Origin of the sequence: Streptomyces sp. NPDC041068, from assembly GCF_040647455.1 — a bacterium.
Lineage (GTDB): Bacteria > Actinomycetota > Actinomycetes > Streptomycetales > Streptomycetaceae > Streptomyces.
Map to the genome: position 1 here is coordinate 112686 of NZ_JBEZCG010000014.1, position 23727 is coordinate 136412.

At 71.3% G+C, this 23727-nt stretch carries 22 protein-coding genes and 1 tRNA gene; 12 read left to right on the top strand and 11 right to left on the bottom strand.

Annotated elements, in window-relative coordinates; genetic code table 11:
* The first annotated feature begins 332 nt into the window (after positions 1 to 332).
* Complete coding sequence (locus AB0B50_RS30205) at positions 333 to 1007, top strand: helix-hairpin-helix domain-containing protein (RefSeq protein WP_362338840.1); 675 nt, start codon at positions 333 to 335, stop codon at positions 1005 to 1007.
* Here the strand turns inward: AB0B50_RS30205 and AB0B50_RS30210 are convergent.
* Entirely contained in the window at positions 990 to 1646 is a 657-nt protein-coding gene (locus AB0B50_RS30210; RefSeq protein WP_362339109.1) for a response regulator transcription factor, read from the bottom strand. The genes AB0B50_RS30205 and AB0B50_RS30210 overlap by 18 nt on opposite strands.
* 86 nt (positions 1647 to 1732) lie before the next feature.
* Positions 1733 to 2842 carry a histidine kinase gene (locus tag AB0B50_RS30215; protein WP_362338841.1) on the bottom strand — a complete coding sequence of 370 codons (1110 nt, stop codon included), beginning with the start codon at positions 2840 to 2842 and terminating at the stop codon, positions 1733 to 1735.
* Positions 2843 to 3047: 205 nt separating this feature from the next.
* Between AB0B50_RS30215 and AB0B50_RS30220 the strand changes: the two genes are divergently transcribed.
* The 10 genes from AB0B50_RS30220 to AB0B50_RS30265 all read left to right on the top strand — a co-directional run bounded on the left by AB0B50_RS30220 (position 3048) and on the right by AB0B50_RS30265 (position 14918).
* The gene (locus AB0B50_RS30220; protein WP_362338843.1) at positions 3048 to 3740 is read left to right on the top strand and encodes a hypothetical protein; all 693 of its coding nucleotides are present in this window, start codon (positions 3048 to 3050) and stop codon (positions 3738 to 3740) included.
* A 70-nt stretch (positions 3741 to 3810) separates the two neighbouring features.
* Positions 3811 to 4686, top strand: coding sequence for a DUF2797 domain-containing protein (locus tag AB0B50_RS30225; RefSeq protein WP_362338845.1), 876 nt, complete (start codon positions 3811 to 3813; stop codon positions 4684 to 4686).
* A 178-nt stretch (positions 4687 to 4864) separates the two neighbouring features.
* Entirely contained in the window at positions 4865 to 5245 is a 381-nt protein-coding gene (locus AB0B50_RS30230) for an antibiotic biosynthesis monooxygenase (protein ID WP_362338846.1), read from the top strand.
* Between the two features lie 10 nt (positions 5246 to 5255).
* Entirely contained in the window at positions 5256 to 6185 is a 930-nt protein-coding gene (locus tag AB0B50_RS30235; protein ID WP_362338848.1) for an amidohydrolase family protein, read from the top strand.
* Between the two features lie 84 nt (positions 6186 to 6269).
* Positions 6270 to 7025, top strand: a complete 756-nt coding sequence (locus tag AB0B50_RS30240) for a response regulator transcription factor (protein WP_362338850.1) — start codon at positions 6270 to 6272, stop codon at positions 7023 to 7025.
* 44 nt (positions 7026 to 7069) lie between these two features.
* Positions 7070 to 8806, top strand: coding sequence for an ATP-binding protein (locus AB0B50_RS30245; protein ID WP_362338851.1), 1737 nt, complete (start codon positions 7070 to 7072; stop codon positions 8804 to 8806).
* Between the two features lie 26 nt (positions 8807 to 8832).
* Entirely contained in the window at positions 8833 to 10260 is a 1428-nt protein-coding gene (locus AB0B50_RS30250; protein ID WP_362338852.1) for a bifunctional glycosyltransferase family 2/GtrA family protein, read from the top strand.
* Positions 10257 to 12398, top strand: a complete 2142-nt coding sequence (locus AB0B50_RS30255) for a glycosyltransferase family 39 protein (RefSeq protein ID WP_362338854.1) — start codon at positions 10257 to 10259, stop codon at positions 12396 to 12398. The genes AB0B50_RS30250 and AB0B50_RS30255 overlap by 4 nt, the downstream gene beginning before the upstream one ends.
* Before the next feature lie 88 nt (positions 12399 to 12486).
* On the top strand, positions 12487 to 14040 hold the full coding sequence (locus AB0B50_RS30260) for an MFS transporter (RefSeq protein WP_362338856.1): 1554 nt from the start codon (positions 12487 to 12489) through the stop codon (positions 14038 to 14040).
* Between the two features lie 83 nt (positions 14041 to 14123).
* Positions 14124 to 14918 (top strand): TetR/AcrR family transcriptional regulator, encoded by a 795-nt coding sequence (locus AB0B50_RS30265; RefSeq protein ID WP_362338858.1) that lies wholly within the window; start codon positions 14124 to 14126, stop codon positions 14916 to 14918.
* A gap of 28 nt (positions 14919 to 14946) precedes the next feature.
* On the opposite strand, the gene AB0B50_RS30270 is transcribed toward AB0B50_RS30265, so the two are convergent.
* The 3 genes from AB0B50_RS30270 to AB0B50_RS30280 all read right to left on the bottom strand — a co-directional run bounded on the left by AB0B50_RS30270 (position 14947) and on the right by AB0B50_RS30280 (position 19061).
* Entirely contained in the window at positions 14947 to 15765 is an 819-nt protein-coding gene (locus tag AB0B50_RS30270; RefSeq protein WP_362338860.1) for a YceI family protein, read from the bottom strand.
* Between the two features lie 202 nt (positions 15766 to 15967).
* Complete coding sequence (locus tag AB0B50_RS30275) at positions 15968 to 18511, bottom strand: DHA2 family efflux MFS transporter permease subunit (protein ID WP_362338862.1); 2544 nt, start codon at positions 18509 to 18511, stop codon at positions 15968 to 15970.
* A 13-nt stretch (positions 18512 to 18524) separates the two neighbouring features.
* Entirely contained in the window at positions 18525 to 19061 is a 537-nt protein-coding gene (locus tag AB0B50_RS30280; protein ID WP_362338863.1) for a MarR family transcriptional regulator, read from the bottom strand.
* A 175-nt stretch (positions 19062 to 19236) separates the two neighbouring features.
* Here AB0B50_RS30280 and AB0B50_RS30285 point away from each other — a divergent pair, with 175 nt between their 5' ends.
* Positions 19237 to 19437 (top strand): hypothetical protein, encoded by a 201-nt coding sequence (locus tag AB0B50_RS30285; RefSeq protein ID WP_362338865.1) that lies wholly within the window; start codon positions 19237 to 19239, stop codon positions 19435 to 19437.
* A 122-nt stretch (positions 19438 to 19559) separates the two neighbouring features.
* Here AB0B50_RS30285 and AB0B50_RS30290 read toward each other — a convergent pair whose 3' ends face one another.
* The 6 genes from AB0B50_RS30290 to AB0B50_RS30315 all read right to left on the bottom strand — a co-directional run bounded on the left by AB0B50_RS30290 (position 19560) and on the right by AB0B50_RS30315 (position 23719).
* Positions 19560 to 20324 (bottom strand): hypothetical protein, encoded by a 765-nt coding sequence (locus tag AB0B50_RS30290; protein WP_362338867.1) that lies wholly within the window; start codon positions 20322 to 20324, stop codon positions 19560 to 19562.
* A 157-nt stretch (positions 20325 to 20481) separates the two neighbouring features.
* The gene (locus tag AB0B50_RS30295; protein ID WP_362338869.1) at positions 20482 to 21345 is read right to left on the bottom strand and encodes an RNA polymerase sigma factor SigF; all 864 of its coding nucleotides are present in this window, start codon (positions 21343 to 21345) and stop codon (positions 20482 to 20484) included.
* Positions 21346 to 21589: 244 nt separating this feature from the next.
* On the bottom strand, positions 21590 to 22426 hold the full coding sequence (locus AB0B50_RS30300) for an RNA polymerase sigma factor SigF (protein WP_362338871.1): 837 nt from the start codon (positions 22424 to 22426) through the stop codon (positions 21590 to 21592).
* Positions 22427 to 22627: 201 nt separating this feature from the next.
* Positions 22628 to 22921: a Dabb family protein gene (locus AB0B50_RS30305; RefSeq protein ID WP_362338872.1), complete on the bottom strand. Its 294-nt coding sequence runs from the start codon at positions 22919 to 22921 to the stop codon at positions 22628 to 22630.
* Positions 22922 to 22967: 46 nt separating this feature from the next.
* Positions 22968 to 23147: a hypothetical protein gene (locus tag AB0B50_RS30310; RefSeq protein WP_362338874.1), complete on the bottom strand. Its 180-nt coding sequence runs from the start codon at positions 23145 to 23147 to the stop codon at positions 22968 to 22970.
* Positions 23148 to 23634: 487 nt separating this feature from the next.
* Positions 23635 to 23719 (bottom strand) — tRNA-Ser (locus tag AB0B50_RS30315).
* Positions 23720 to 23727: the final 8 nt, after the last annotated feature.

Here is a 23727-nt window from a genome sequence, read left to right on the forward strand (position 1 = left end):
GTGGCCCCACTGAGAGGGGTCAGGAGACGATCCGACCGCCCGCGTGGCGAACGATCGCTCCTACTTGTAGTCGGGTGACTCCGCAGCCAGTCGCCGAACGCGCGCCATGTGTCCCGTGTGGACCTGTGATGCGGTACAGCAGCGAAGTACCGCAACTACAGCAGCCGAGCGCACCCAGCAACACCCCTGCGACGAGAAATCGTCGGGGCCTCTGGTCGTTGCTGTGTTCAGTTCGTCCGGGCCCCGGCATTCAGGGGCGGGTCGGCGGCGGATCAGCGGCGGATCAGGGGGCAATCGGGGCTACCTTCGCAAGGACGTAAAATCTGGACATCATGAGCAAGGTGGACGCCCCCGGACGCGGGGCCATGTGGTGGGTGCTGGTTCCGTTCTTCTCCGTCGGGTTGCTGGCGGCTGTGCCCTTCGGGTGGCTGTCGGGGCGGGTGCGGCGGGTGCGGAACATCGTCATCGCCGCCCTCTACGCGGCCGCCGCCGTCCTCGCCCTCGTGTTCATCCCCGAGGACGAGGCCGCGGCCGACAACTGGGCCGTCGTGATGGCCGCCTGTGTGTGGATCCTCGGCACGGCGCACACGGCCGTCGCCATGAGTGCGCTGCGGCGCGGGGACGCGGGCCAGGAGCGGAGCGTGGGGCAGGTCAACCGCGAGGTGCTGCGGGCCGCGATGGAGCGCGAGGAGTTGCGCAGGAAGGCCCGCGGGCTGCTGGTCGAGCATCCCGTCGCCGCGGCGGAGATGCGGATCGGGCGGCCCGACCTGCCGCGCACCTACGACGACGGCGGCCTGGTCGACGTGAACACCGTGCCCGCCGATGTGCTGGTGCGGCACCTCGGCTGGTCGGCCGAGCAGGCCGAGGAGGTCGTCGCGGTGCGCGAGCGGCTCGGCCGGTTCGCGGACGGCAAGGAGCTCATCGCGTTCACGCAGCTCCCGCCGACGCGGGTGGACGCGGCGCGGGCGGTGCTGGTCTTCTCCGCCCGGCTAGGCGTCGGGGCGTGATGCCAGGCCCGATTCCCAGGCCCAGGCCGCTATGCCCACGCGGTTGCGGGCCTTCAGCTTGGCCTGGATGTTGGCGATGTGGGTCTTGGCCGTGCCCGGCGAGATGAACAGCTTCGTGCCGATCTCCGTGTTCGTGAGGCCGTCCGCGACCAGGAGGGCGATCTCCTCCTCCCGGGCGGTGAGGGGTGAGGGGACGCGGTCCCGGCGCTCCGTGGGCGTGGTCGCCAGGGTCTGCAGGAGGCGGACCGTGATCTGCGGGCTGATCAGGAGGTCGCCGGCCATCGCGGCGCGTACGCCCTCGATCAGCAGGCCGGGGCCCGAGCGCTTGAGGAGGAAGCCGCAGGCGCCGTCGCGCAGGGCCGTGCGGACGTAGTCGTCGTGGTCGAAGGTGGTGACGACCAGGACGCGGGTCGGCTCCGCGGCGTCCGGGCCCGCGAGGCGGCGCGTGACCTCCAGGCCGTCGAGGCCGGGCATGCGGATGTCCGCGATGAGGAGGTCGGGGCGCAGGCGGTGGGCGAGGTCGACCGCCGCGATGCCGTCGGGGGCCTCGCCGATGACCGTCATGTCCGGCTGGGAGTCGAGGATCAGGCGGAATCCACTGCGTACGTCGTCCTGGTCGTCGGCCAGGACTATGCGGATCGGGCCGCCTGGGGCGGCCGGGGCGGCGTGGGTCTCCCGGGTGTCCCGGTGGGGCTCGGGTGCGCTCGCTTCGGGTCCGGGCAGGGTCACTTCGGCTCCTTCTGGGGCTGCGGGGTGTTCGGCAGTACGGCCGTCAGGCGCCAGCCGCCGTTCTCGTGCGGGCCCGCCGTGAGCGTGCCGCCCAGGGCCTCGGCGTGTTCCGTGAGGGCGGGCAGGCCGAGGCCCCCGCGGGTGCGGCGGCCGCGCGGGGCGGCCTCGGGGGAGCGGGCGGGCGCGTCGTTGGTCACCTGGAGCTCCACGCCCGTCGGGGCCGGGGTCAGGGTGATGCGGGCCCGCGGTGCCGTCGGGGCGTGTCTGCGGATGTTCGTCAGGGCCTCGACGACGATGCGGTAGGCGGCCGCGCCCGTCTCGCGGGAGAGGGCGTCGGGCGTGCGCGGGGCCATGCGGAGTTCGGCCTCCGTCGTGCCCGCCGAAGTGAAGTCGTCGATGAGGGCGGGGAGCTGGGCCAGACCGGGGACGGCGTCCTTCGGGGAGGCCTCCGGGCCGTGCAGCATCTCCACCGTGCGGTCCATCGACGCGAGCGCGCTCAGGCCCGCCTTCTCGATGCGTTCCAGGGCGAGGACCGCCTGCGCCGGGTCCGTGGCGGCGACGAAGCGGGCCGCCTGGGCCTGGACGACGATGCCGCTGATGTCGTGCGCCACGAAGTCGTGCAGATCGCGGGAGAGTTGGAGCCGCTGGGCGCGGCGTGCCTCGGTCACCGCGGACCTGCGGCGGAGCTCCACGCGGCGCGGATAGACGCCGGCCGCCACCGCGGCGAGCGCGGGGAGCAGCCAGAACGCGACGATGCCCGTGCTCTCCAGGAACGATCCCTTGATCAGCGGCACGGGCCAGACGGACACCGCGAGGGCCGCGGCCGGGACGGCGGACCACAGCTCCCGCCGGGGCGACCAGCGCGTCACCGCGGCGATGAGGAACAGCAGGAGCGCGGCTTCGGAGAGCTTCCAGCCGGAGCCGGTGCGCAGGTCGATCGCCGGGTAGCCGAAGGTGGCCGCCAGGGACAGGGCCGCGCAGACGGTGGTGGAGTGGGCGTGGCGGTCGGAGCGGGCGCGCGTCAGGGTCCAGGCCAGGGCGCAGGCCGCCGCCGCGGTGGGGAGGGCGCTCAGGGCCGCCGTCGGGATGTGGCCGAGCGTGGTCATCGTGTCTCCCCCCTGGCCCGCTCCCCCTGGGGCCCGTGGTCGTCAGCGTACGAGGGGAAGATCCGTTCGCGCTCTCTGCCGATCGGCAGAGGCGGCGCGCGGGCGGCCTGGATCTTTGTGCTGATCGGCGGATGGGCCCGGGTGGAGGTCGCGGACGAGGCTGGATCCCGTTCGGCAAGGAGCCGTGACAGGACGGGAGTTCACGATGCGGACCATTCAGACCACGCGGGCGGCGCAGACCGGGCAGGCAACGCAGACCGCGCAGGCAGCGCAGACGGTGCGGGGCCTTGAGCCCGAGCAGTCCGGGCAGTCCGAGCAGTCCGGGCAGTCCGGGCAGCCCGAGCAGGTAAAGCAGTCCGTACAGGTCCGGCAGACGGCGCCCGGCGGGTCGCCCCGCGTACCGCGGTCCATCCGTTGGGCCGCGCACGCCGCCGCGTTCACGCTCGTGCCCTCGGGGCTCTGGCGGATCGCCATCGCCTTCGGGTGGGACTCCGGGTTCGGCGGGTTCCTCGACCCCTCCCACTTCCCCGGAAAGGGGTCGTTCTACTTGATCGGCCTGAGTCTGTTCGCCGAGGCGCTCGGGCTGCTGACGCTGGGGCTCGTGCACAGATGGGGCGAGGTCCTGCCGCGGTGGGTGCCGGTGCTGGGCGGGCGGACGATCCCCACGCTCGCCGCGGTGATCCCCGCAGCGCTCGGGGCGGCCGCGGTCACCCTCGTCACCGTCTCCGGTGCGTGCGGATGGAACAACTCGGAGAACATGGGATCGCCCGAAGCGCCGGACGGGGCGCTGTGGTGGGTCATGACCGTCTGCTACGCGCCACTGCTCCTGTGGGGTCCGCTGCTGGCGGTCGTCACCGCGGCGTACTACCGGCGTCGGCGGGGCGGGCGGATCGCGTAGACAAGTGTGGACGCGTACGCACGTCGAATGCGTACGCCGGGACGTATACGTCGGAGGAGGAGTCGCGGGAGTGGAGTGGCGTTGCGCCGGTCTCGGGTGGCCGGAGGGGAAGCCCGTGCTGCGGTGGGAAGGGGGCAGGCGCAGCGCCCTCTCCTACGGGAAGGAGATCGGGTTCCGTGCCGTCGGCGAACGGCGGTGTGTGGGGGCGCGGGGGAACCCGTGCCCCCTGCGGGCCGTGGTGCCGGGGCGGGCCACGCAGGCGCGCTGTCCGGAGTGCGCGCGCCTCGACCGGGCGTTCTCGGTGGCCGCGGACGGGGTGCCCGACGATCCGCGGACGTACCGGGTCTATCTCGCGTGGTTCGGTGCCGGGCTCGTCAAGGCCGGGATCACGGCGGAGGAGCGGGGGGCCGCGCGGCTGCTCGAACAGGGGGCCGTGGCGTTCTGCTGGCTGGGGCGGGGGCCGTTGATGGCGGCGCGGCGCACGGAGGAGCTGTTGCGGGCGGCGCTCGGAGTGCCGGACCGGGTGTCGTACGCGCGCAAGCGCGAGGTGCGGGGCGGGCTGCCCGAATGGGCGGAGCGGGAGCGGGAGTTGGAGGGGCTGTACGGGCGGGCCGTGGGGCTGGACGGATGGGCCGAGGCGTTGGAGCGGCTGCCGTTCGCCGCGGTCGACCATGAGGGGGCGTTCGCGTCGGCCGGGTCGGCCGCCGCTGAGGGCGTGGTGTCGGAGCTGGTCGACGGCGGGGTGGTCGCGGGCCGACTGGTGGCCGCGGCAGGGCCCGACCTGCATCTGGAGGTCGCGGGGCGGGGCGTGCTCGTCGTCGATACGCGGGTGCTGGTGGGGTGGGCGCTGGTGGGGGCCGACGCGGGGGCCGGGGTGACGGTGCCGGTTCAGGAACTGGCCGGGGAGGGCGGCGGCGGGGGTGCCGAGCAGGAGGGGCTCTTCTGAGCCGAGGCCGACCAGTGGCCGCAGGCCGAGGCCGACCAGTGGTCGCAGGCGGAGGCCGACCGTCGGTCGCAGCCGAGGGACGACCGTTTGTCGACCGGAGGGTCAAGTCTGCGCACCCGTGGGTCAAGAGGGGGGTCGGAGGGTGGACACGGGAAGGGCACGGGCCGAGTGTGAAGTCATGAGTGATCACACCGTGGCTCCTGTCGGGCCCTTTGAACCGCCCTACTACGCAGTCGTCTTCACCTCCGTGCGCACCGAGGAGTACGAGGAGTACAAGGGGTACGAGGGGTACGAGGGGTACGAGGGGTACGAGGACACCTCCGCGCGCATGGACGAGCTGGTCCAGGACGTTCCGGGATACCTCGGGACCGAGTCCGCCCGTACGCCGGGCGGCGTCGGCATCACCGTCTCCTACTTCCGTGACGAGGAGTCCCTCGAAGCCTGGCGGAGCAATCTGGAGCACCGCGCGGCGCAGCGGCGCGGGCGCGAGGAGTGGTACGAGTCGTACGCCCTCCACGTCGCCAAGGTCGAGCGGAGCCACGGCTTTGTGCGGGGATAGCGGGGCGGACGTGCCCGGCGCGGGAAGCGCCGACGTCCTTGCCGTACGCCACTTCTGGGAGCGGCTCGGTCTGCCCGGACTCATCGACGTACACACGCACTTCATGCCGGAACGCGTGCTGCGGAAGGTCTGGGCGTACTTCGACGCCTACGGGGCGGACGGCGGACCGGAGTGGCCCATCACCTATCGCCACGAGGAGGGGCAACGAGTCGCGCTGCTCGGGGAGTTCGGGGTGCGGGCCTTCACCTCGATGCTCTATCCGCACAAGGCGGGGATGGCCGAGTGGCTGAACGGCTGGTCCGCCGACTTCGCGCGGCGCACGCCCGGATGTCTGCACACCGCGACCTTCTTTCCCGAGCCGGGGGCGGACCGTTATGTGCGGGAGGCCGTCGAGGCGGGGGCGCGGGTCTTCAAGTCCCATGTCCAGGTGGGGGGTTACGACCCCAACGACCCTCTGCTCGAAGGGGTCTGGGGGCTGCTCGCCGAGGCCGGGGTGCCCGTCGTGACGCACTGCGGGTCCGGGCCCGAGCCCGGCAAGCACACCGGGCCCGAACCGATCGAGCGGCTCCTCGCGCGGCATCCGCGGCTGCGGCTCGTGGTGGCGCACATGGGGATGCCCGAGTACGCCGAGTTCTTCGCGCTCGCGGAGCGGTACGGCGAGGTGCGCCTGGACACCACCATGGCCTTCACCGACTTCAGCGAGGGGCTCATGCCGTTCCCGAAGGGGGAGCTGGGGCGGCTCGCCGACCTGGGGGACCGGGTGCTGTTGGGGAGCGACTTCCCCAATATCCCGTACGCGTACGCCCATCAGCTGGAGTCCCTTGAGCGGCTGGGGCTGGGGGACGCGTGGCTGCGGGGGGTTCTGTACGGCAACGCCTCCGACGTGTTCGGAGTGCGGAAGGGTGTGCAGCACGGGCAGCAGGCGCAGCACGGGCAGTAGGCGCAGCAAGCCCTCTGCCGTTTCTCAGGGAATTCACAGGTTCGCGCAAGAGTGCTCTCAGGGGCGCCCCGCAGGGTGTGGTGCATGACCACGACCACGCCTCAGGCGCGTACCGAACTGCTCAGGCCGGACGGGAGCCCCGTCCGCGTGCTCGTCGTGGACGACGAGGTGTCGCTCACCGAGCTGTTGTCCATGGCCCTGCGCTACGAGGGCTGGCAGATCCGCAGCGCGGGCGACGGCGCGGGCGCGGTGCGGGCCGCGCGCGCGTTCCGGCCCGACGCCGTGGTGCTCGACATGATGCTGCCCGACATGGACGGGCTCTCCCTGCTCGGCAGGCTGCGCCGCGAGATGCCGGACGTGCCCGTGCTGTTCCTGACCGCGAAGGACGCGGTCGAGGACCGCATCGCCGGGCTCACGGCGGGCGGCGACGACTACGTCACCAAGCCCTTCAGCCTGGAAGAGGTCGTGGCGCGCCTTCGCGGCCTCATCCGGCGGGCCGGCGCCGCCGGCAAGCGCAGCGAGTCCACGCTGGTCGTGGGAGACCTGACGCTCGACGAGGACAGCCACGAGGTGACCCGCGGCGGCGACTCCATCCACCTCACCGCCACCGAGTTCGAGCTGCTGCGCTATCTGATGCGCAACCCGCGGCGCGTGCTCAGCAAGGCGCAGATCCTCGACCGGGTGTGGAACTACGACTTCGGGGGCCAGGCCAACGTCGTCGAGCTCTACATCTCGTATCTGCGCAGGAAGATCGACGCGGGCCGGGAGCCGATGATCCACACGCGGCGCGGGGCGGGGTATCTGATCAAGTCCGCCGTCCCCGTCTCCTCACCTTCGTGAGAGTGCCTTCGTCCCCGTCTCCTCGCCCTCGTGAGAGTGCCTTCGTGAGGCACCTCGGCCGGCGGCGGCAGCGGCCGCGCACCCTCCGGACGCGGCTCGTCCTCTCCGCCGTCGCGCTGATCGCCGTCGTCTGCGCGGTCATCGGGACCGTCACCACCATCGCCCTCGAGTCGCATCTGTACGACCAGCTGGACGGGGTGCTCGGCGACGTCGCCAAGCGGGCCGCCGGGCCCGCCGTGCCGCCCGGCGCAGGGCCGCTCCCGGAGGGCGGCAGCGGCCCCGGAACGCACGCCGACCCGCTGGAGTTCGTCTCGCGGGGCCCGCAGGAGCTCGGCACCATCGGCGCGGAGGTCGGACAGGACGGCTCGGTCGGGCGGGCCCTCATCAGCACCGAGCCGGACGGCGACAGCGGCAGCCAGCTGCCGGACGCGACGTCGCTCGGCGAGGAGGAGACCGCCGCGCTCGCCTCCGTGCCCAGGGACGGCGAGCCGCACGACGTCGAGATCCCGGGGCGCGGTGAGTACCGCGCGCAGTACACGAGCGGCGGCAAGGGCGACTTCCTCGTCGCCGTCCCGGCAGCCAAGGCGCAGAACACCCTCGACACGCTGGTCGTCGTCGAGGTCTGCGTCACCGCGGCGGGCCTGGTCGCCGCGTCGCTGGCCGGCGCCGTCATGGTCGGGGTGGCACTGCGCCCGCTCCGCAGGATCGCGAGCACCGCCACGCGCGTCTCCGAACTCCCCCTGCACAGCGGCGAAGTGGCGCTGCACGAGCGCGCCCCCGACGCCGATCCCCACACGGAGGTCGGCCAGGTCGGCGCCGCGCTCAACCGCATGCTCGACCACGTCCACTCCGCGCTCGACGCGCGCCAGCGGAGCGAGACGCGCGTACGCCAGTTCGTCGCGGACGCCAGCCACGAGCTGCGGACGCCGCTCGCCTCGATCCGCGGCTACGCCGAACTGACGCGCCGGGGGCGGGAGTCCGAGGCCACGGGGCCCGACACGCGGCACGCGCTCGGGCGCATCGAGTCCGAGGCCGAGCGGATGACCGGCCTCGTGGAGGATCTGCTGCTGCTCGCGCGCCTCGACGCGGAACAGCAACTGGACGCGGAACAGCCGCTCTCGTACCGGAGCAGTGATCTCGCGCCGCTCGTCGTCGACGCCGTCAGCGACGCGCGGGCGGCGGGCCCCGGTCACCACTGGCGTCTCGAACTGCCCGACGAGACCGACGAGCCCGCCCTCGTCCGCGCCGACACCGCCCGTCTCCACCAGGTCGTCGTCAACCTCCTCGCCAACGCCCGCACCCATACCCCGCCGGGCACGACGGTCACCGCCCGCGTGCGCTCGGACGGGCCCCGGGTGCGCCTGGAGGTCCAGGACGACGGGCCCGGCATTCCGCCCGCGCTCCTGCCCACCGTCTTCGAACGCTTCGCCCGCGGCGACGCGTCCCGCTCGCGTCACGCGGGCTCGACGGGCCTCGGTCTCGCCCTCGTACGCGCCATCGTGAGCGCGCACGGTGGCACGGTGACCGTCGAGAGCGTGCCGGGCCGCACGGTCTTCGCGGTGGCGCTGCCCGCGGAGCCGACACCCGTGCCGGTGGCGCTGCCCGCGGAGCCGATTTCCGTGCCGACCCCGATTCCCGCGGAGCCGATTCCCGTGCCGACCCCGATTCCCGCGGAGCCGATTCCGACAGCCGACCGGGGTGCGACCGAGGCTTCCGCGGCCTCACAGCCGAACCACAGGCTCACCACACAGCCGGATCACAGGCTCACCACACAGCCCTGACAGTCCACTTGACGAGTGTCGGTCCCATGCGAACCGACTCTTCCCCGGGTGCCCTGCCGTCGCGGGAGCACCTTCCCGCCTCCTGGCGCGACGTGCCCGTCCTGGACGTCGTGATCCCGGTCCACAACGAGGAGAAGGACCTCGGTCCGTGCGTGCTCCGGCTGCACGACCACCTCGTCCGCACCTTCCCCTACCCCTTCCGCATCACGGTCGCCGACAACGCGTCCACGGACCGCACCCCGCAGATCGCCGCCGAACTCGCCGCCTCCGTACGGGAAGTGGGCCACGTCCGGCTCGACCAGAAGGGCCGCGGCCGGGCGCTGCGCACCGTCTGGGCCGCCTCCGACGCGCCGGTCCTCGCCTATATGGACGTCGACCTGTCCACCGACCTCAACGCCCTGCTGCCGCTGGTCGCCCCGCTGATCTCGGGCCACTCGGACCTGGCGATCGGCTCGCGCCTCGCGCGCAGTTCACGGGTGGTGCGCGGCCCCAAGCGGGAGTTCATCTCGCGTACGTACAACCTCATCCTGCGCGGCTCCCTGCACGCCCGCTTCTCCGACGCCCAGTGCGGCTTCAAGGCGATACGCGGCGACGTGGCGCGGGTGCTGCTGCCGCTGGTCGAGGACACCGGCTGGTTCTTCGACACCGAGATGCTGGTGCTCGCCGAGCGCGCGGGTCTTCGCATCCACGAGGTGCCGGTCGACTGGGTCGACGACCCGAACTCCACCGTCCACCTGGTGCGCACGGCCACGGACGACCTCAAGGGCGTGTGGCGGGTGGGCCGCGCGCTCGCGGTCGGCGCGCTGCCGCTCGACCGCCTGACCCGCCCCTTCGGCGACGACCCGCGGGACAGACAGCTCACCGGCGTCCCCGGCGGCCTGGCCCGCCAACTCGTCGGCTTCTGCGTGGTCGGCGCCCTCTCGACCCTCTTCTACCTCCTCCTCTACAGCGGCTTTCGTACGTTCACGGGGTCGCAGGCGGCCAACGCGCTCGCCCTCCTGGTGTCGGCGGTGGCCAACACGGCGGCGAACCGGAGGCTCACCTTCGGGGTGCGCGGCAGGGAGCGCGCGGTCCGCCACCAGGCGCAGGGCCTCGTCGTCTTCGGCATCGGCCTGGCCCTCACCAGCGGTTCCCTCGCGGCGCTCGGCGCGGCCTCGGGCGACCCCGCGCACTCCACGGAACTCGCGGTCCTGATCGCGGCGAACCTCGCGGCGACGGTCCTGCGGTTCCTGCTGCTGCGGGCGTGGGTGTTCCCGGACCGCCGTACCGACACGGCCCCTGCCCTCGCATACGACGTCCAGACCCCCGCGTACGACGTCCAGACCCCCGCGTACGAGGTCCAGACCCCCGCGTACGAGGTCCAGACCCCCGCGTACGACGTCCAGACCCCCGCGTACGACATGAACGCGCCCCACGAAACGACCGCACCCCACGACCCGAGGAACGCACGATGACGACCACCTCCCCCACACCGGCGCCGCTCCAGGCGGCACCGGACGGGGCCGCGCACCGGCGTACCCGCGCCCTGCCCGCCCGGCTGTGGCGCGGCCGCCCCGACGACCCCCGCTGGGCGCGCCCCGCGCTGCTCGGTCTGCTGCTCGCCACCGCGGTCCTCTACCTCTGGAACCTCAGCGCGTCCGGCTACGCCAACTCCTTCTACTCCGCCGCCGTCCAGGCCGGCAGCCAGAGCTGGAAGGCCCTCTTCTTCGGCTCGCTCGACGTGGGCAACGCGATCACGGTCGACAAGCCCCCGGCGTCTCTCTGGCCGATGGCGCTCTCCGTACGCCTCTTCGGCCTCAACTCCTGGGCGGTGCTCGCCCCGCAGGTCCTGATGGGCGTCGCGACGGTCGGTGTGCTGTACGCGGCGGTGCGACGCCGCTTCAGCCCCGCCGCGGGTCTGATCGCGGGCGCGGTCCTCGCGCTGACGCCCGTCGCCGCGCTGATGTTCCGCTTCAACAACCCCGACGCGCTGCTCGCGCTCCTGACGACCGGCACGGTGTACTGCGTGCTGCGCGCCCTGGAGAACGGCCGCACCAAGTGGCTGGTGTGGGCGGGCGTCGCGGTCGGCCTCGCCTTCCTCACCAAGACGCTCCAGGCCTTCCTGATCCTGCCGCCGCTCGCGGTCCTGTACGCGGTGTGCGCGCCGGTGAGCCTGCGCAAGCGCTTCGGTCAACTCGCCCTGTCAGCGGGCGCGATGGCCGTCGCGGGCGGCTGGTGGGTCGCGATCGTGGAGCTGTGGCCCAAGTCCTCCCGCCCCTACATCGGCGGCTCGCAGAACAACTCCTTCCTGGAGCTGACCTTCGGCTACAACGGCCTCGGCCGTATCAACGGCGAGGAGACCGGCAGCGTGGGCGGTGGCGGGGCCGGCGGCTTCCGCGGCGGTGGCCCCGGCGGCGGTGGCGGCGGTGGCGGTCAGTGGGGCGAGACCGGTATCGGCCGGATGTTCAACTCCGAGGTGGGCGCGCAGGTCTCCTGGCTGCTGCCCGCCGCGCTGATCCTGCTCGTCGCCGGACTCGTCCTCACCCGCAAGGCCCGCCGCACGGACACCGCGCGGGCGGCGTTCGTGGCGTGGGGCGGCTCGCTCCTGATGACCGCGGCGGTCTTCAGCTTCATGGCGGGGATCTTCCACCAGTACTACACGGTGGCGCTCGCGCCCTCCATCGCGGCGCTCGTCGGCATGGGGGTCACGGTCCTGTGGGAGGAGCGGTCCGCGCGGTGGACGTGCGCCGTGCTCGGCGTGACGGTCGGGGCGACGGCGGTCTGGGCGTACGTCCTGCTGGGCCGGACCCCGGACTACGTGCCGTGGCTGCGCTGGGCGGTGCTGGTCGCGGGTCCGGTCGGGGCGGCGGGCCTGCTCTTCGCGGGGCGGCTCGGGCGGCAACTGGCGCTGGCCACGCTGGGGTTGGGCATGGCGGCGTCCTTGGCGGGCCCGGTGGCGTACACGTTGTCGACCGTGGACAGCGCGCACACGGGGTCGATCGTGACGGCGGGCCCGGCCGCGGCGGGCGGCATGGGCGGCCCCGGGGGCGGCGGTGGCGGCGGTGGCGGCGGGAAGCGGCAGCAGCCGCCGGGCGCCACGGGCCAACTCCCACAGGGCAACGCCCCGCAGGGCAATGCCCCACAGGGCCGACCCGGCGGCGGCATGCCCGGCGGAGGCGCGCTGGGCGGCGGCATGCCCGAGGGCGGGATGCGCGGCGGCATGGGCGGCCTCCTGAACGGCGCGCAGGTCTCCGCCAAGGCGAAGAAGCTCCTGGAGGCGGACGCCGACGACTACACCTGGTCGGCAGCGGCGATCGGCTCCCAGAACGCGGCGAGCTACCAACTGGCCACCGGCGACCCGGTGATGGCGATCGGCGGCTTCAACGGCAGCGACCCGTCGCCGACGCTCGCGCAGTTCAAGCAGTACGTGGCGGACGGTGAGATCCACTACTTCATCGCCGGAGGCATGGGAGGCGGAGGCGGTATGGAAGGCATGGGCGGCGGAGGCGGCAACGGCACCTCGTCGCAGATCACGTCCTGGGTCGAGGCGAACTTCAAGAAGGTGACGGCAGGCAGCGCGACCTTCTACGACCTGACACAGCCCACCAGTTAACGACACAGTCCGCACAGTCCGCACGACCCGAACAGTCCGTACAGTCTGCCGAAAAAACCCTTGTACGCCGTATGGGGCCTGTTCTACGGTGTACGCCGCGCAAGCGTCGTACACCGTAGAACGAGAGAGAGAAGGCTGCATGACGGCAACGACAGCCGAGTCCCCCACCGCCTCCCAGAGGCACCCGCAGCGCTGGCTGATCCTCGGCGTCATCTGCCTCGCCCAGCTCACCGTGCTGCTCGACAACACCGTCCTGAGCGTCGCGATCCCCTCCCTCACCCGGGAGCTGGACGCGTCCACGTCGGACATCCAGTGGATGATCAACGCGTACTCATTGGTCCAGTCGGGCCTGCTGCTCACCGCCGGCAGCTCCGCGGACCGCTACGGCCGCAAGAAGATGCTGATGGCGGGCCTCGCCCTGTTCGGCATCGGCTCGCTGGCCGCGGGGCTCGCGCAGAGCTCCGCGCAGCTCATCGCCGCCCGTGCGGGCATGGGCATCGGCGGGGCGCTGCTCATGACCACGACCCTCGCGGTCGTCGTGCAGATCTTCGACGACACCGAGCGCGTGAAGGCGATCGGCCTGTGGGCCACCGTCAACTCCCTCGGGTTCGCGGCGGGGCCGCTGCTCGGCGGCTTCATGCTGAACCACTTCTGGTGGGGCTCGATCTTCCTGATCAACATCCCCGTGGCGCTGCTCGGCCTCGTCGCGGTGTTCAGGCTGGTGCCCGAGTCCAAGAACCCGCAGGGCGACCGCCCCGACCTCCTGGGGGCACTGCTCTCGACGATCGGCATGGCCTCGGTGGTCTACGCGATCATCTCCGGGCCCGAGCACGGCTGGACGTCGGCGCACGTCCTGGTCTCCGCGGCGGTCGGCGTCCTCGTCCTCGGGGCGTTCGCGTTCTGGGAGCTGCGCATCCCGCACCCGATGCTGGACATGCACTTCTTCCGCAACCAGCGGTTCATCGGCGCGGTGGCGGGTTCGATCCTGGTCGCCTTCGGCCTCGGCGGGTCCCTCTTCATCCTGACCCAGCACCTCCAATTCGTCCTCGGGTACGAGCCGTTGGAGGCGGGTCTGCGCACGGCGCCGCTCGCGGTCACCCTCGTCGTCCTCAACCTCGCGGGCGTGGGCGCGAGGCTGCACGCCAAGCTGGGGACCCCGGTGACGATCGCGTCCGGCATGAGCCTGCTCGCGGCGGGCCTCGCGGCGGTCGCACTGCTCGGCGGCGACGACTACAACGGCATGCTCGTCGGTCTCGTCATCATGGGTGCGGGCATCTCCTTCGCCATGCCGGCCATGGCCAACGCGATCATGAGCGCGATCCCGCCGGAGAAGGCGGGCGTGGGCGCGGGCATCAACGGCACGCTCGCGGAGTTCGGCAACGGCCTGGGCGTCGCCGTCCTCGGCGCGGTCCTCAACTCCCGCTTCGCCTCGCTCGTGGCGGTCTCCGCGGCGTCGTTCCCCGCGGCGATGGCCGCGGCGAAGTCGACGGGCGAGCAGGAGCGGATCGCCGACGCGTTCGCCTCGGGGATCGAGCGGGCCCAGCTGGTGGGTGCGGCGGCGGTGTTCGTCGGCGGCTTCCTGGCGGCCGCGTTGCTGCGGAGGGCGGAGAGGGCAGACTCCGCGGGGAAGACATCGGCATAGCATCGTAGAGAGGGCGGACGGCCCCCTTCCGGAGCGCCGCCCTCTCTCCGGCCTCACCCGCGGAACAACCAGGAAGGTGCGCCATGGTCAAGGCAGCCGGCCGCACGAAGAACCCGGCGCGGACGAGCGTCTGGCTGCACGGCAAGGCGCGACGCGGCAGCGGCCGCAAGGGTGATCAGCCGAGCGGCCTGGACCGGGACCGCATCACGGAGGTCACGGTGCGGCTCCTGGACGCGGAGGGCCTGACCAAGTTCTCCATGCGCAGGCTCGCCGGCGAGCTGAACGTCACGGCGATGTCCGTCTATTGGTACGTGGACACCAAGGACGACCTCCTGGAGCTCGCCCTCGACGCGGTGCTCGGCGAGATGGAACTCCCCGACACGGAGACGGACCCCGAGGCCTGGCGCGACCAACTGCGCGCCCTTGCCGACGAGTACCGCAAGGCGCTGATCGGCCACCCGTGGGTGTCGCAGCTGGTCGGCAGGTTCCTCAACATCGGCCCGAACTGGCTGGCCTTCGCGCTCGCGGTGCAGAACGCGGTACGGAACACGGGGCTTCCGGCGTACACCCAGAACGGCGCGATCTCGGCGGTCTTCCAGTTCGTGTACGGCTTCGGGACCATGGAGGGTCACTTCCTCGCGCGGTGCGCGGAGGCCGGGATGACCCAGGAGGAGTTCTACCAGGAGGCCACCGGCACGATCCGCCACGAGCTGGCGGCGCACGGTGTCATGCAGAACGCGTACGACCTGATGGCGGCGCGGGGCGGCGACACGGTCGAGGAGATGTGGGAACGGGACTTCACGATCGCCCTGGACCTGATGATCGCGGGAATCGAGTCCTTGCTGACCCGAAACCGCCCCGCGGGGGCGCCGGACTGATCGGCGCCCCGCAGCCACGCTCCGCGCCTCACCCCTGCGGCAGCACGTCCCCCTGCACGGCCTGAATGTCCAGCTCGACCTTCAACGTCGTGCCGATCGCCGAGATCCCCGCCTGCACCACCTGGTTGTAGTTCATCGCGAAGTCCTCCCGCCGCAACTCCGCCGTGGCCCGGAACGCCGCCCGCGTCCCGCCCCAGGGATCGGCCCCGGTCCCGAGATAGCTCAGCTCCAGATCCACGGACCGTACGACCCCGTGCATGCCCAGCTCACCATGGACCGTCCACCGGTCCGTGCCGGAAGGCGTCAGACCGTGCGACCGGTACGTGATCTCCGGGTACTGCTCCACGTCCAGGAAGTCCGGCGACTTCAGATGCCCGTCCCGCATGCCGTTCCCGGTGTCGATCGAGGCCGACCGGATGACCGCCTCGACCCGGGACTTCTCCACGTCCTCGGCGATCTCGACGCGGCCCCCGAACTCCGTGAACCGCCCGTGCACGCTGGTGATCCCGAGGTGCTGCGCGACGGCGCCCACGGTCGAGTGCGCCGGGTCGATGGTCCACGGCCCTGGCGGCGGCAGCTCGGTGCCGCCCTGCCGGGCGAGGACGACGTTGCCGACGTCCGCACGCCCGCTGGCCGTGACGAGCGCGGTGGACGCGATGGGCGCGTACCCGACGGCGGTGACGATGACGGTGTAAGGACCCGGAACCAGCTCGGTCCCGTCCCGCACGACGCCCTCCTCGTCCGCCGCGGCCCGCAGCACCTGCGTACCCGTCATGTCCGTCACGGTGACGACGGCGTGCGGTACGGCCCACCCGTCACGCGTACGAATCCGAGCGTTGAGTCCCATCCCGTTCAACTCCTTGCCGGGCTTCCGCATCCGGAAGCCGCACAGTCCAAGCTCGATCAAGCAGAGGGCGGAAAGCAGACGGCCCCCGGCGGCGGTGGCCGGCCGTCCCCTGCCATGAACGCCACCGCCGGCCCGGGGGCCCTTTCCGCGACCGGCCCGGGGCCGCGCCTCCGCTCGGGGCGCGACCGCGGGCCGGGGTCGATCACTCGCCCGGGTGGGCGAGTTCGATGTCGTGGCCGTCGACGCCGCTCCCGGCGACCGAGAGCCCCGTGGCCACCGGCGGGTACCCGGTCGCGATGACCGTGTACTCCCCGCTGTCGAGATCGGTGAAGGCGTACGCACCGTCGGCACCGGTGGTCGCGGTGGCGACGACGTTGCCCGCGGCGTCCACCAGCGTGACGCGGGCGTCGTTCAGCGGCGCACCGCCCGCCCGCACCGTGCCGAGCACCTGCGAGCCGGAGTTGAGCTCCACCTCGACCCGGGTGACCCCGGCGCCGCCCACCTCGACGGGCAGGGCAAGGGGACGGTGACCCGCGGCGTTCACCGCGATGGTGACGGTGCCGGGGACCAGCTCGGCGAAGGTGAACTCGCCCTGCTCACCGGAGAGCCCGGTGGCCAGGACGTCACCGCGGACGTCGGTCACGATGACCATGGCGCCGACGACGGGCAGCTTGCTGTCCGCGTCCCGCACCAGGCCGCTCAGCCCGCTGGTGCCGCTGAGCAGGATGTCGTACGCGAGGGCGTCCTCGCCCACGACGACGGTCGAGGCCTGCGGCTGGAACCCGTCGGCGGAGGCGATGAGCACGTACGACCCGGCGCCGGGGGCGTCGACGGCGTAGGACCCGTCGCCCTGCGCGACCGCACGGCCCAACTGCCGTCCCCCGAGGGAGATCAGCGTGACGGCGGCCTGCGGAACCGGTGCGCTCTCGGCGCCGCGGACGAAGCCGCGTACCGGAATCCCGCCGGTGACCCGGGGCGGAATCCCACCGGCACCGGCCTCGGCGGCCGAGGCCACCGCGGCGAGCTTCTGCGTGCCCTCGGGGCCGGCCTCGGTGTGCGAGGCGACGGAGGCGAGCACGGGCTCGTCGGCGACCGGCGCGGCAGCGGGGGCGGCCGGGGTCGCGCCGTCGGCGGCCTGCGCGGACTCGGAGGCGGCCTGGGCCATCGCACCCGACGTGCGCAGCGGGACCTCCTTGATGAACAGCGTGATCAGGAAGGCGATCAGCGCCATCGGCGCGGCGATCAGGAAGACATCGGCGATGCCGTGCCCGTACGCGCTCTCCATCACCGTGCGGAACGGCTCGGGGATCTTGTCCAGGTCGGGGATGCCACCGCCGCCGGTGCCGCCGTGGCCGAACTCCGCGGCGGCCTTCGGGCCGAGGTCGGTGATGCCGTCCTTGACGTAGTCGGTGATCCGGTTGGCCATGATCGCGCCGAGCGCCGAGACGCCCATCGCGCCACCGAGGGACCGGAAGAAGGTGACGACGGAGGAGGCGGAACCGAGGTCCTGCGGCTCTACCTGGTTCTGCGTGCAGAGCACCAGGTTCTGCATCATCATGCCGATGCCGAGACCCATCAGGGCCATGAAGATCGCGATGTGCCAGTACTCGGTGTCGTACCGGATGGTGCCGAGCAGACCGAGGCCGGCCGTCACCAGGACGCCACCGCTGACCAGCCAGGCCTTCCACTTGCCCGTCTTGGTGATGACCTGGCCCGACACGGTGGACGAGATGAACAGACCACCGATCATCGGGATCGTCAGGACACCGGACATCGTCGGGGACTCGCCCCGCGCCAGCTGGAAGTACTGGCTGAAGAAGACCGTGCCCGCGAACATCGCGACACCCACGAAGAGCGAGGCGAGCGAGGCGAGGGTGATGGTGCGGTTGCGGAAGAGCCGCAGCGGAATGATCGGCTCGCTGGCCCTGGACTCGACGAACACGAAGATCAGGCCGAGCAGGACCGAACCGCCGACCATGGCGCCGGTCTGCCACGACATCCAGTCGTACTTGTCGCCGGCGAAGGTGACCCAGACGAGCAGCAGGCAGACGGCGGCGCTGATGAAGAAGGCACCGGCCCAGTCGACCTTGACGTCGCGCTTGACGACGGGGAGCTTCAGGGTCTTCTGCAGGACGATCAGCGCGATGATCGCGAAGGGCACGCCGACGTAGAAGCACCAGCGCCAGCCGAGCCACGAGGTGTCGGTGATGACACCGCCGAGCAGCGGGCCGCCGACGGTCGCGACGGCGAACGTGGCGCCGAGGTAGCCGGAGTAACGCCCGCGCTCGCGCGGGGAGATCATCGCGGCCATGACGATCTGGGCGAGTGCGGAGAGGCCGCCGACGCCGATGCCCTGCACGACGCGGCAGGCGATCAGCATCCCGGCGCTCTGCGAGAGCCCGGCGACGACCGAACCGCCGACATAGATGATCAGGGCTATCTGTACGAGCGCCTTCTTGCTGAAGAGGTCGGACAGCTTGCCCCACAGCGGGGTGGTCGCGGTCATCGCGAGCAGCGAGGCGGTGACGACCCAGGTGTAGGCGGACTGGCCGCCGCCGAGGTCGCCGATGATCTCGGGCAGGGCGTTGGAGACGATCGTGGACGACAGGATCGCCACGAACATGCCGAGCAGCAGCCCGGAGAGCGCTTCCATGATCTGCCGGTGCGTCATCGGAGCGTTCTCGTCGGGATGGGCTCCGTGCTTGGCATGGCTGCCCCGCACACCGGCTGGTGTGGTTGTTGCCATGGGCTTCCTTTTCTTACGCGGGTGTACGGGTGGTCTCTGAGGTCTGTACGTCGTGGGGGGAGAGGGGGGACTGGGAGGGCTGGGAGCACTGGGAGGACTGGGGAATCCGGGCCGAAGCCGCGCGGCAGTCCCCGAAGCTGTCGCGCAGGCGCGCGAGCAGGGTGCTGAGCTGGTCGACCTCGTCGTCCGACCAGTCGTGCAAGTAGTGGGCGAGTGCCTGCATCGAGAGATCGGAGAGCTCTTCGAACTTCGCCTCACCGGCAGGCGTGAGGCGAAGGATGCGGGAACGCTTGTCCGCGGGGTCGGGATCGCGGTGGATCCAGCCCCGTTCGGCGACGTGGGCGACGTGGCGGCTGGTCACCGACATGTCGACGGCGAGCAGTTCGGCGAGTCTGCTCATCCGCATCTCGCCGTGCCGGTTGAGCAGGGTGAGTACGGCGGCGGACCCCGCCGGGCACTCGGGGGGAAGGACCCGCCCGAGGCCGCGCTTCACGGCGCCGATGGCGCTGAGCTGTCGGGCCAGCTCCTCGTACTGACGCTGCGCGGCCACGGCACCTCCTGAATATTTGTTGCTTAGGGCAACGATAGAAGCAGTTGGTTGCCGCAGGCAAACTAAAACGGGACCAAGGTCCTAAAGAGTCGGCAAAGGTCTGGGGCCGCGGTCGTAAAGTCCCTGGCCAGTGGGGGTTGGGCCGACCGCGCTGGATTCGCTAGGGTCGTGGCCCATGGCACACAACCCCCAGGGTCCCCAGGGCAACCCCGACCCCGCCGGCAGCACGCAGATGTTCCGGGCCTTCGTCGACGAGGCTCCGCAGGGTCGACAGCAGCAGGCGGCCGCGTCCTCCGGGCCTCGGATCGGTCTGATCCTCGGCGTCGTCGTCGGCATTGTGATTGTGGCGGGCGTGGCGTGGCTGGCGCTCAAGTAGGGCGGTAGCGCCCGAAGGGGCGCGGGGAACTGCGCGACCAGCCACAGCGCACCCGCAGACGAAATCCCCGCTACGTGACGCGGCTACGTGATCCCCCTATGCGACCCGGCTACGTGACCCCGCTACTTCCACGTCACGTCCACGTCCTGGGTCTCTATATGCATGCCCAGGGGAACCCGCCACGCGTCCACGCATACCGGCCAGGTCTTTTTCTTCTGCTCGCCGGGGGCGATCGGCGCCGGTAGCCCCACGGTCGACTCGATCGTGTCCCAGTCGACGCCGAGCGCGCCGATGATGTGCGTCCCGAAGGTCACCGTGCCCGAACGCACCGGTGAGCCGCCGGTGTTGCGGAAGGTGACGGTCACCTTCTCGCACCAGCGCTTGTCCGCGGCCTCGCGCTCCGGGGCGCCCACCTTCAGCTCGGCGGGGCCCGCCGGCGGCGTACTCGTGCCCGGCTTCTCTTTTTCGGGGGCGGACGGGCTGCTGCCGGAACCGCCCTCCGTACGACCGGAATCCGTGCCGTTGCCGGGGGAGGATGCGCCGCCCGGCGTGGCCGACGTGTCCGAACTGTCCGTGCTGCCGGGCGACTTCCCCTCCGAGTCGCCCTCGCCGGAACCTTCGCCGCTGCCCGCGCCGGACGGCGCCTTCGACGAGCCGCCGCGTCCTTCCTTGCCCTTGCCACCGGAGGCCTTCGCCTCGTCCAGCGGCACCAGCCTCACGTCGCCGGTCGGGCCCACCGCCTTGCCCGGCGCCCGCTCCGGCGCGGCACCGGCCGCGCCGGTCGCCACATAGCCGTCGCCGCTCTCGCTGCCGCATGCGGCGAGGAGACCGCCGAGGCACACCACGGCCGCACCGGCACCGAGCACGTTCCGCACACCACGTCGCATCGCGCCAGTGTGGCTGACGGTCCGTCAATTAGGAACCCCGTCAGCAACACCGGCCACGCAGCGTGCAGTTGACCTCGGAATCAGCTCGGAATCAGCTCGGAATCAGCCCGGAATCAGTCCAGGAGTGGTCCGGAAGCGGTCCGGAAGCGATCCGGAGTCAGTCCGAGATGAGACCTTCGCGCAGCTGCGCCAGCGTCCGCGTGAGCAGCCGGGAGACGTGCATCTGCGAGATGCCGACCTCCTCGCCGATCTGCGACTGCGTCATGTTCGCGAAGAAGCGCAGCATGATGATGCGGCGCTCGCGCGGCGGCAGCTTGGCGAGCAGCGGCTTGAGCGACTCGCGGTACTCCACGCCCTCCAGGGCGGAGTCCTCGTACCCGAGGCGGTCCGCGAGGGAGCCCTCGCCGCCGTCGTCCTCGGGGGCCGGGGAGTCGAGCGAGGACGCGGTGTAGGCGTTGCCGACCGCGAGCCCGTCGACCACGTCCTCCTCGGAGACCCCGAGGGCCGCGGCGAGTTCGGGCACGGTCGGCGAGCGGTCGAGCCGCTGGGCGAGCTCGTCGCTGGTCTTGGTGAGCGCGAGCCGCAGCTCCTGGAGGCGGCGCGGCACCCGCACCGACCAACTGGTGTCCCGGAAGAAGCGCTTGATCTCACCGACCACGGTCGGCATCGCGAACGTCGGGAATTCCACGCCCCGTTCGCAGTCGAAACGGTCGATCGCCTTGATCAGACCGATCGTGCCGACCTGGACGATGTCCTCCATCGGTTCGTTGCGACTGCGGAAGCGGGCTGCCGCGTAGCGCACGAGGGGGAGGTTGAGTTCGATGAGCGTGTCGCGTACGTAGACGCGCTCCGGGCTGTCCTTGTCGAGCGCGGCGAGCCGCAGGAAGAGGGAGCGGGACAGGGTCCGGGTGTCGATGGCTTCCGAGGCTGGTGAGCTGTGAAGCGCGTCGGGCGCGGAGTCGCTCGGGCTCTTGGTGAGCGTGAGCGTGAGCACCTTCGAGCTGCCCTGGTCTGCGGACATGCCACCCCCTTGAGGTCGCGGACGGTCGCGGCGGGCGCTCCCGTCGGAGGAACGCAGCCTCCACCTGAATACCGGAGGTGGGGCTACGGCAAACGCGGTTCCAGCAGAATGTCACATGTCGGCAACACGCTGTAGTTACTTGTCGACAAACAAGGGTGACATCCGTGCAGGAAAGAGGGGGTCTGGGGGATTTCAGCAAGGAGTGCCGTCGGAAAGATCCCCGACGGCACTCCACTCGTTACGGTTACGCCTCGATCCGATTTGCGGACCGAAGCCGCGCGAAGCTCCTGGCGAGCAGTCTCGACACATGCATCTGGGAAACGCCCAGTTCGGCACTGATCTGCGACTGCGTCAGATTGCTGTAGTAGCGGAGCAGCAGGATTCGCTGTTCCCGCTCGGGCAGTTGGACCAGGAGATGGCGTACGAGATCGCGGTGCTCGACGCCGTCGAGCGCGGGATCCTCGTACCCGAGCCGGTCCAGCAGGCCGGGCAGCCCGTCGCCCTCCTGGGCCGCCTCCAACGACGTTGCGTGGTACGAGCGTCCGGCCTCGATGCAGGCGAGCACCTCGTCCTCGGTGATGCGCAGCCGCTCGGCGATCTCCGCGGTCGTCGGCGAGCGCCCGAAGGCGGTCGTGAGGTCCTCGGTCGCCCCGGTCACCTGCACCCACAGCTCGTGCAGCCTGCGCGGTACGTGGACGGTGCGGACGTTGTCGCGGAAGTACCGCTTGATCTCGCCGACCACGGTCGGCATCGCGAAGGTCGGGAACTGCACGCCGCGGTCCGGGTCGAACCGGTCGATGGCGTTGATGAGTCCGATGGTCCCGACCTGGACGACGTCCTCCATCGGTTCGTTGCGGCTGCGGAAGCGCGCGGCCGCGTACCGCACGAGCGGCAGGTTGGCCTCGATCAGCGCGCCGCGTACGCGGCCGTGTTCGGGGCTGCCCGGCTCCAGCTCCTTGAGCTGGCCGAAGAGCACTTGGGTGAGGGCCCTGGTGTCGGCACCGCGGGTGCTCCCGGTGCCGGGTGAAGCCTTCGCGGGTGGAGCCTCGGGCGCAGTACTGGCCGGCACGGTCAACGCCACCCCTTCTCAGACAGTCACAGTCAAGCTCAGTCGACCTCGGTCAACTCATCCGTCAAAAGCGGTCATAGCATCACAAGACATGTGCACTGTGTGCAAGCACCCGATAACTACGTGTTGAGGGGCAAGTTGGGGCCTGAGACGCGGAACGGCCCCGCACCGTTCCGGTGCGGGGCCGTTCGGGGAGCTGCTGCGCCCGGTGGCTCAGAACTCGTAGTCCGCGATCACCCACGTGGCGAACTCGTGCCACAGCGCGACGCCCGCCTGGTGGGCCGGGTGTTCGATGTACCGCTTGAGCGCATCGGTGTCCTCGACCGCCGAGTTGATGGCGAAGTCGTACGCGATGGGGCGGTCGCTGATGTTCCAGTCGCACTCCCAGAACGTCAGTTCCGGAATCTGCTCGCCGAGCGCGCGGAAGGCCTTGACGCCCTCGACGACGCGCGGGTCGTCGCGCTGTACGCCGTCGTTGAGCTTGAAGAGGACCAGATGGCGGATCACGGGCACTCCTTGGAGAGGGCTGCGGCTGTACGGCCTTGGCCGCCGCTCAGTCCTTGCCTCCGTTGGCGATCCACGTCATGAAGTCGCCGATGCTCTGAGCGGCGCTCGAGACACCCTCGAACCCTATCTGCACGTAGTCCGCGGCCTTGGCGGGGTCGGTGATGATCACATAGAGCACGAAGACGACCAGCACGAAGAGCCCGATCTTCTTCCACTGCACTGCCACGATCTGGCCTCCCCTTACCGCGCCCCGTGTGACCCCTGTGACGGCCGTGAGTCTAACCCGGACCCTACTCACGGGGCTTTTAAGGACCAACGGCCCGGCAGCACAGGCCCTTTGCCTGCGCCGTGCGACTGGCGCGAGGCGCAGGATTGGTGGTGAGCCCGGCGGATCTGGCAGGAATCCGCGGGGTGAGGGACTGGCCCCACTGCGGGGTCCGCGCCGTCTGCTTCCCCCCTGACGGCGGCGCTGACTTGAGGGTCCGGTCCTCGTCGGGGGAAGCGGCTTGTCCCCCCGATGCCGCTTCCCCCGTCCCAGCGGGAGAGAGCCCCGGCGCCGTACAGGCGCCGGGGTCTTCTGCGTATCCGGGTTCTTTCGCGTACGGAGCTCTTTCGAGTACGGGGTTCCTCGCGTACGGGGTCCCTGCGTACGCGGCTCTGTCCGCACAATGACGAAGGGCCCGTCCAGCTGGACGGGCCCTTCGTATCAAGAGCGGTAGCGGAGGGATTTGAACCCTCGGTGAGTTTCCCCACACTCGCTTTCGAGGCGAGCTCCTTCGGCCGCTCGGACACGCTACCGAGAGGAA

Coding starts and splice junctions, on each gene's coding strand:
- AB0B50_RS30220 (WP_362338843.1), top strand. CDS start 3,048: ATGCGGACCATTCAGACCACGCGGGCGGCGCAGACCGGGCAGGCAACG.
- AB0B50_RS30230 (WP_362338846.1), top strand. CDS start 4,865: ATGAGTGATCACACCGTGGCTCCTGTCGGGCCCTTTGAACCGCCCTAC.
- AB0B50_RS30290 (WP_362338867.1), bottom strand. CDS start 20,324: ATGCGACGTGGTGTGCGGAACGTGCTCGGTGCCGGTGCGGCCGTGGTG.
- AB0B50_RS30240 (WP_362338850.1), top strand. CDS start 6,270: ATGACCACGACCACGCCTCAGGCGCGTACCGAACTGCTCAGGCCGGAC.
- AB0B50_RS30215 (WP_362338841.1), bottom strand. CDS start 2,842: ATGACCACGCTCGGCCACATCCCGACGGCGGCCCTGAGCGCCCTCCCC.
- AB0B50_RS30285 (WP_362338865.1), top strand. CDS start 19,237: ATGGCACACAACCCCCAGGGTCCCCAGGGCAACCCCGACCCCGCCGGC.
- AB0B50_RS30205 (WP_362338840.1), top strand. CDS start 333: ATGAGCAAGGTGGACGCCCCCGGACGCGGGGCCATGTGGTGGGTGCTG.
- AB0B50_RS30275 (WP_362338862.1), bottom strand. CDS start 18,511: ATGGCAACAACCACACCAGCCGGTGTGCGGGGCAGCCATGCCAAGCAC.
- AB0B50_RS30295 (WP_362338869.1), bottom strand. CDS start 21,345: ATGTCCGCAGACCAGGGCAGCTCGAAGGTGCTCACGCTCACGCTCACC.
- AB0B50_RS30250 (WP_362338852.1), top strand. CDS start 8,833: ATGCGAACCGACTCTTCCCCGGGTGCCCTGCCGTCGCGGGAGCACCTT.
- AB0B50_RS30270 (WP_362338860.1), bottom strand. CDS start 15,765: ATGGGACTCAACGCTCGGATTCGTACGCGTGACGGGTGGGCCGTACCG.
- AB0B50_RS30265 (WP_362338858.1), top strand. CDS start 14,124: ATGGTCAAGGCAGCCGGCCGCACGAAGAACCCGGCGCGGACGAGCGTC.
- AB0B50_RS30255 (WP_362338854.1), top strand. CDS start 10,257: ATGACGACCACCTCCCCCACACCGGCGCCGCTCCAGGCGGCACCGGAC.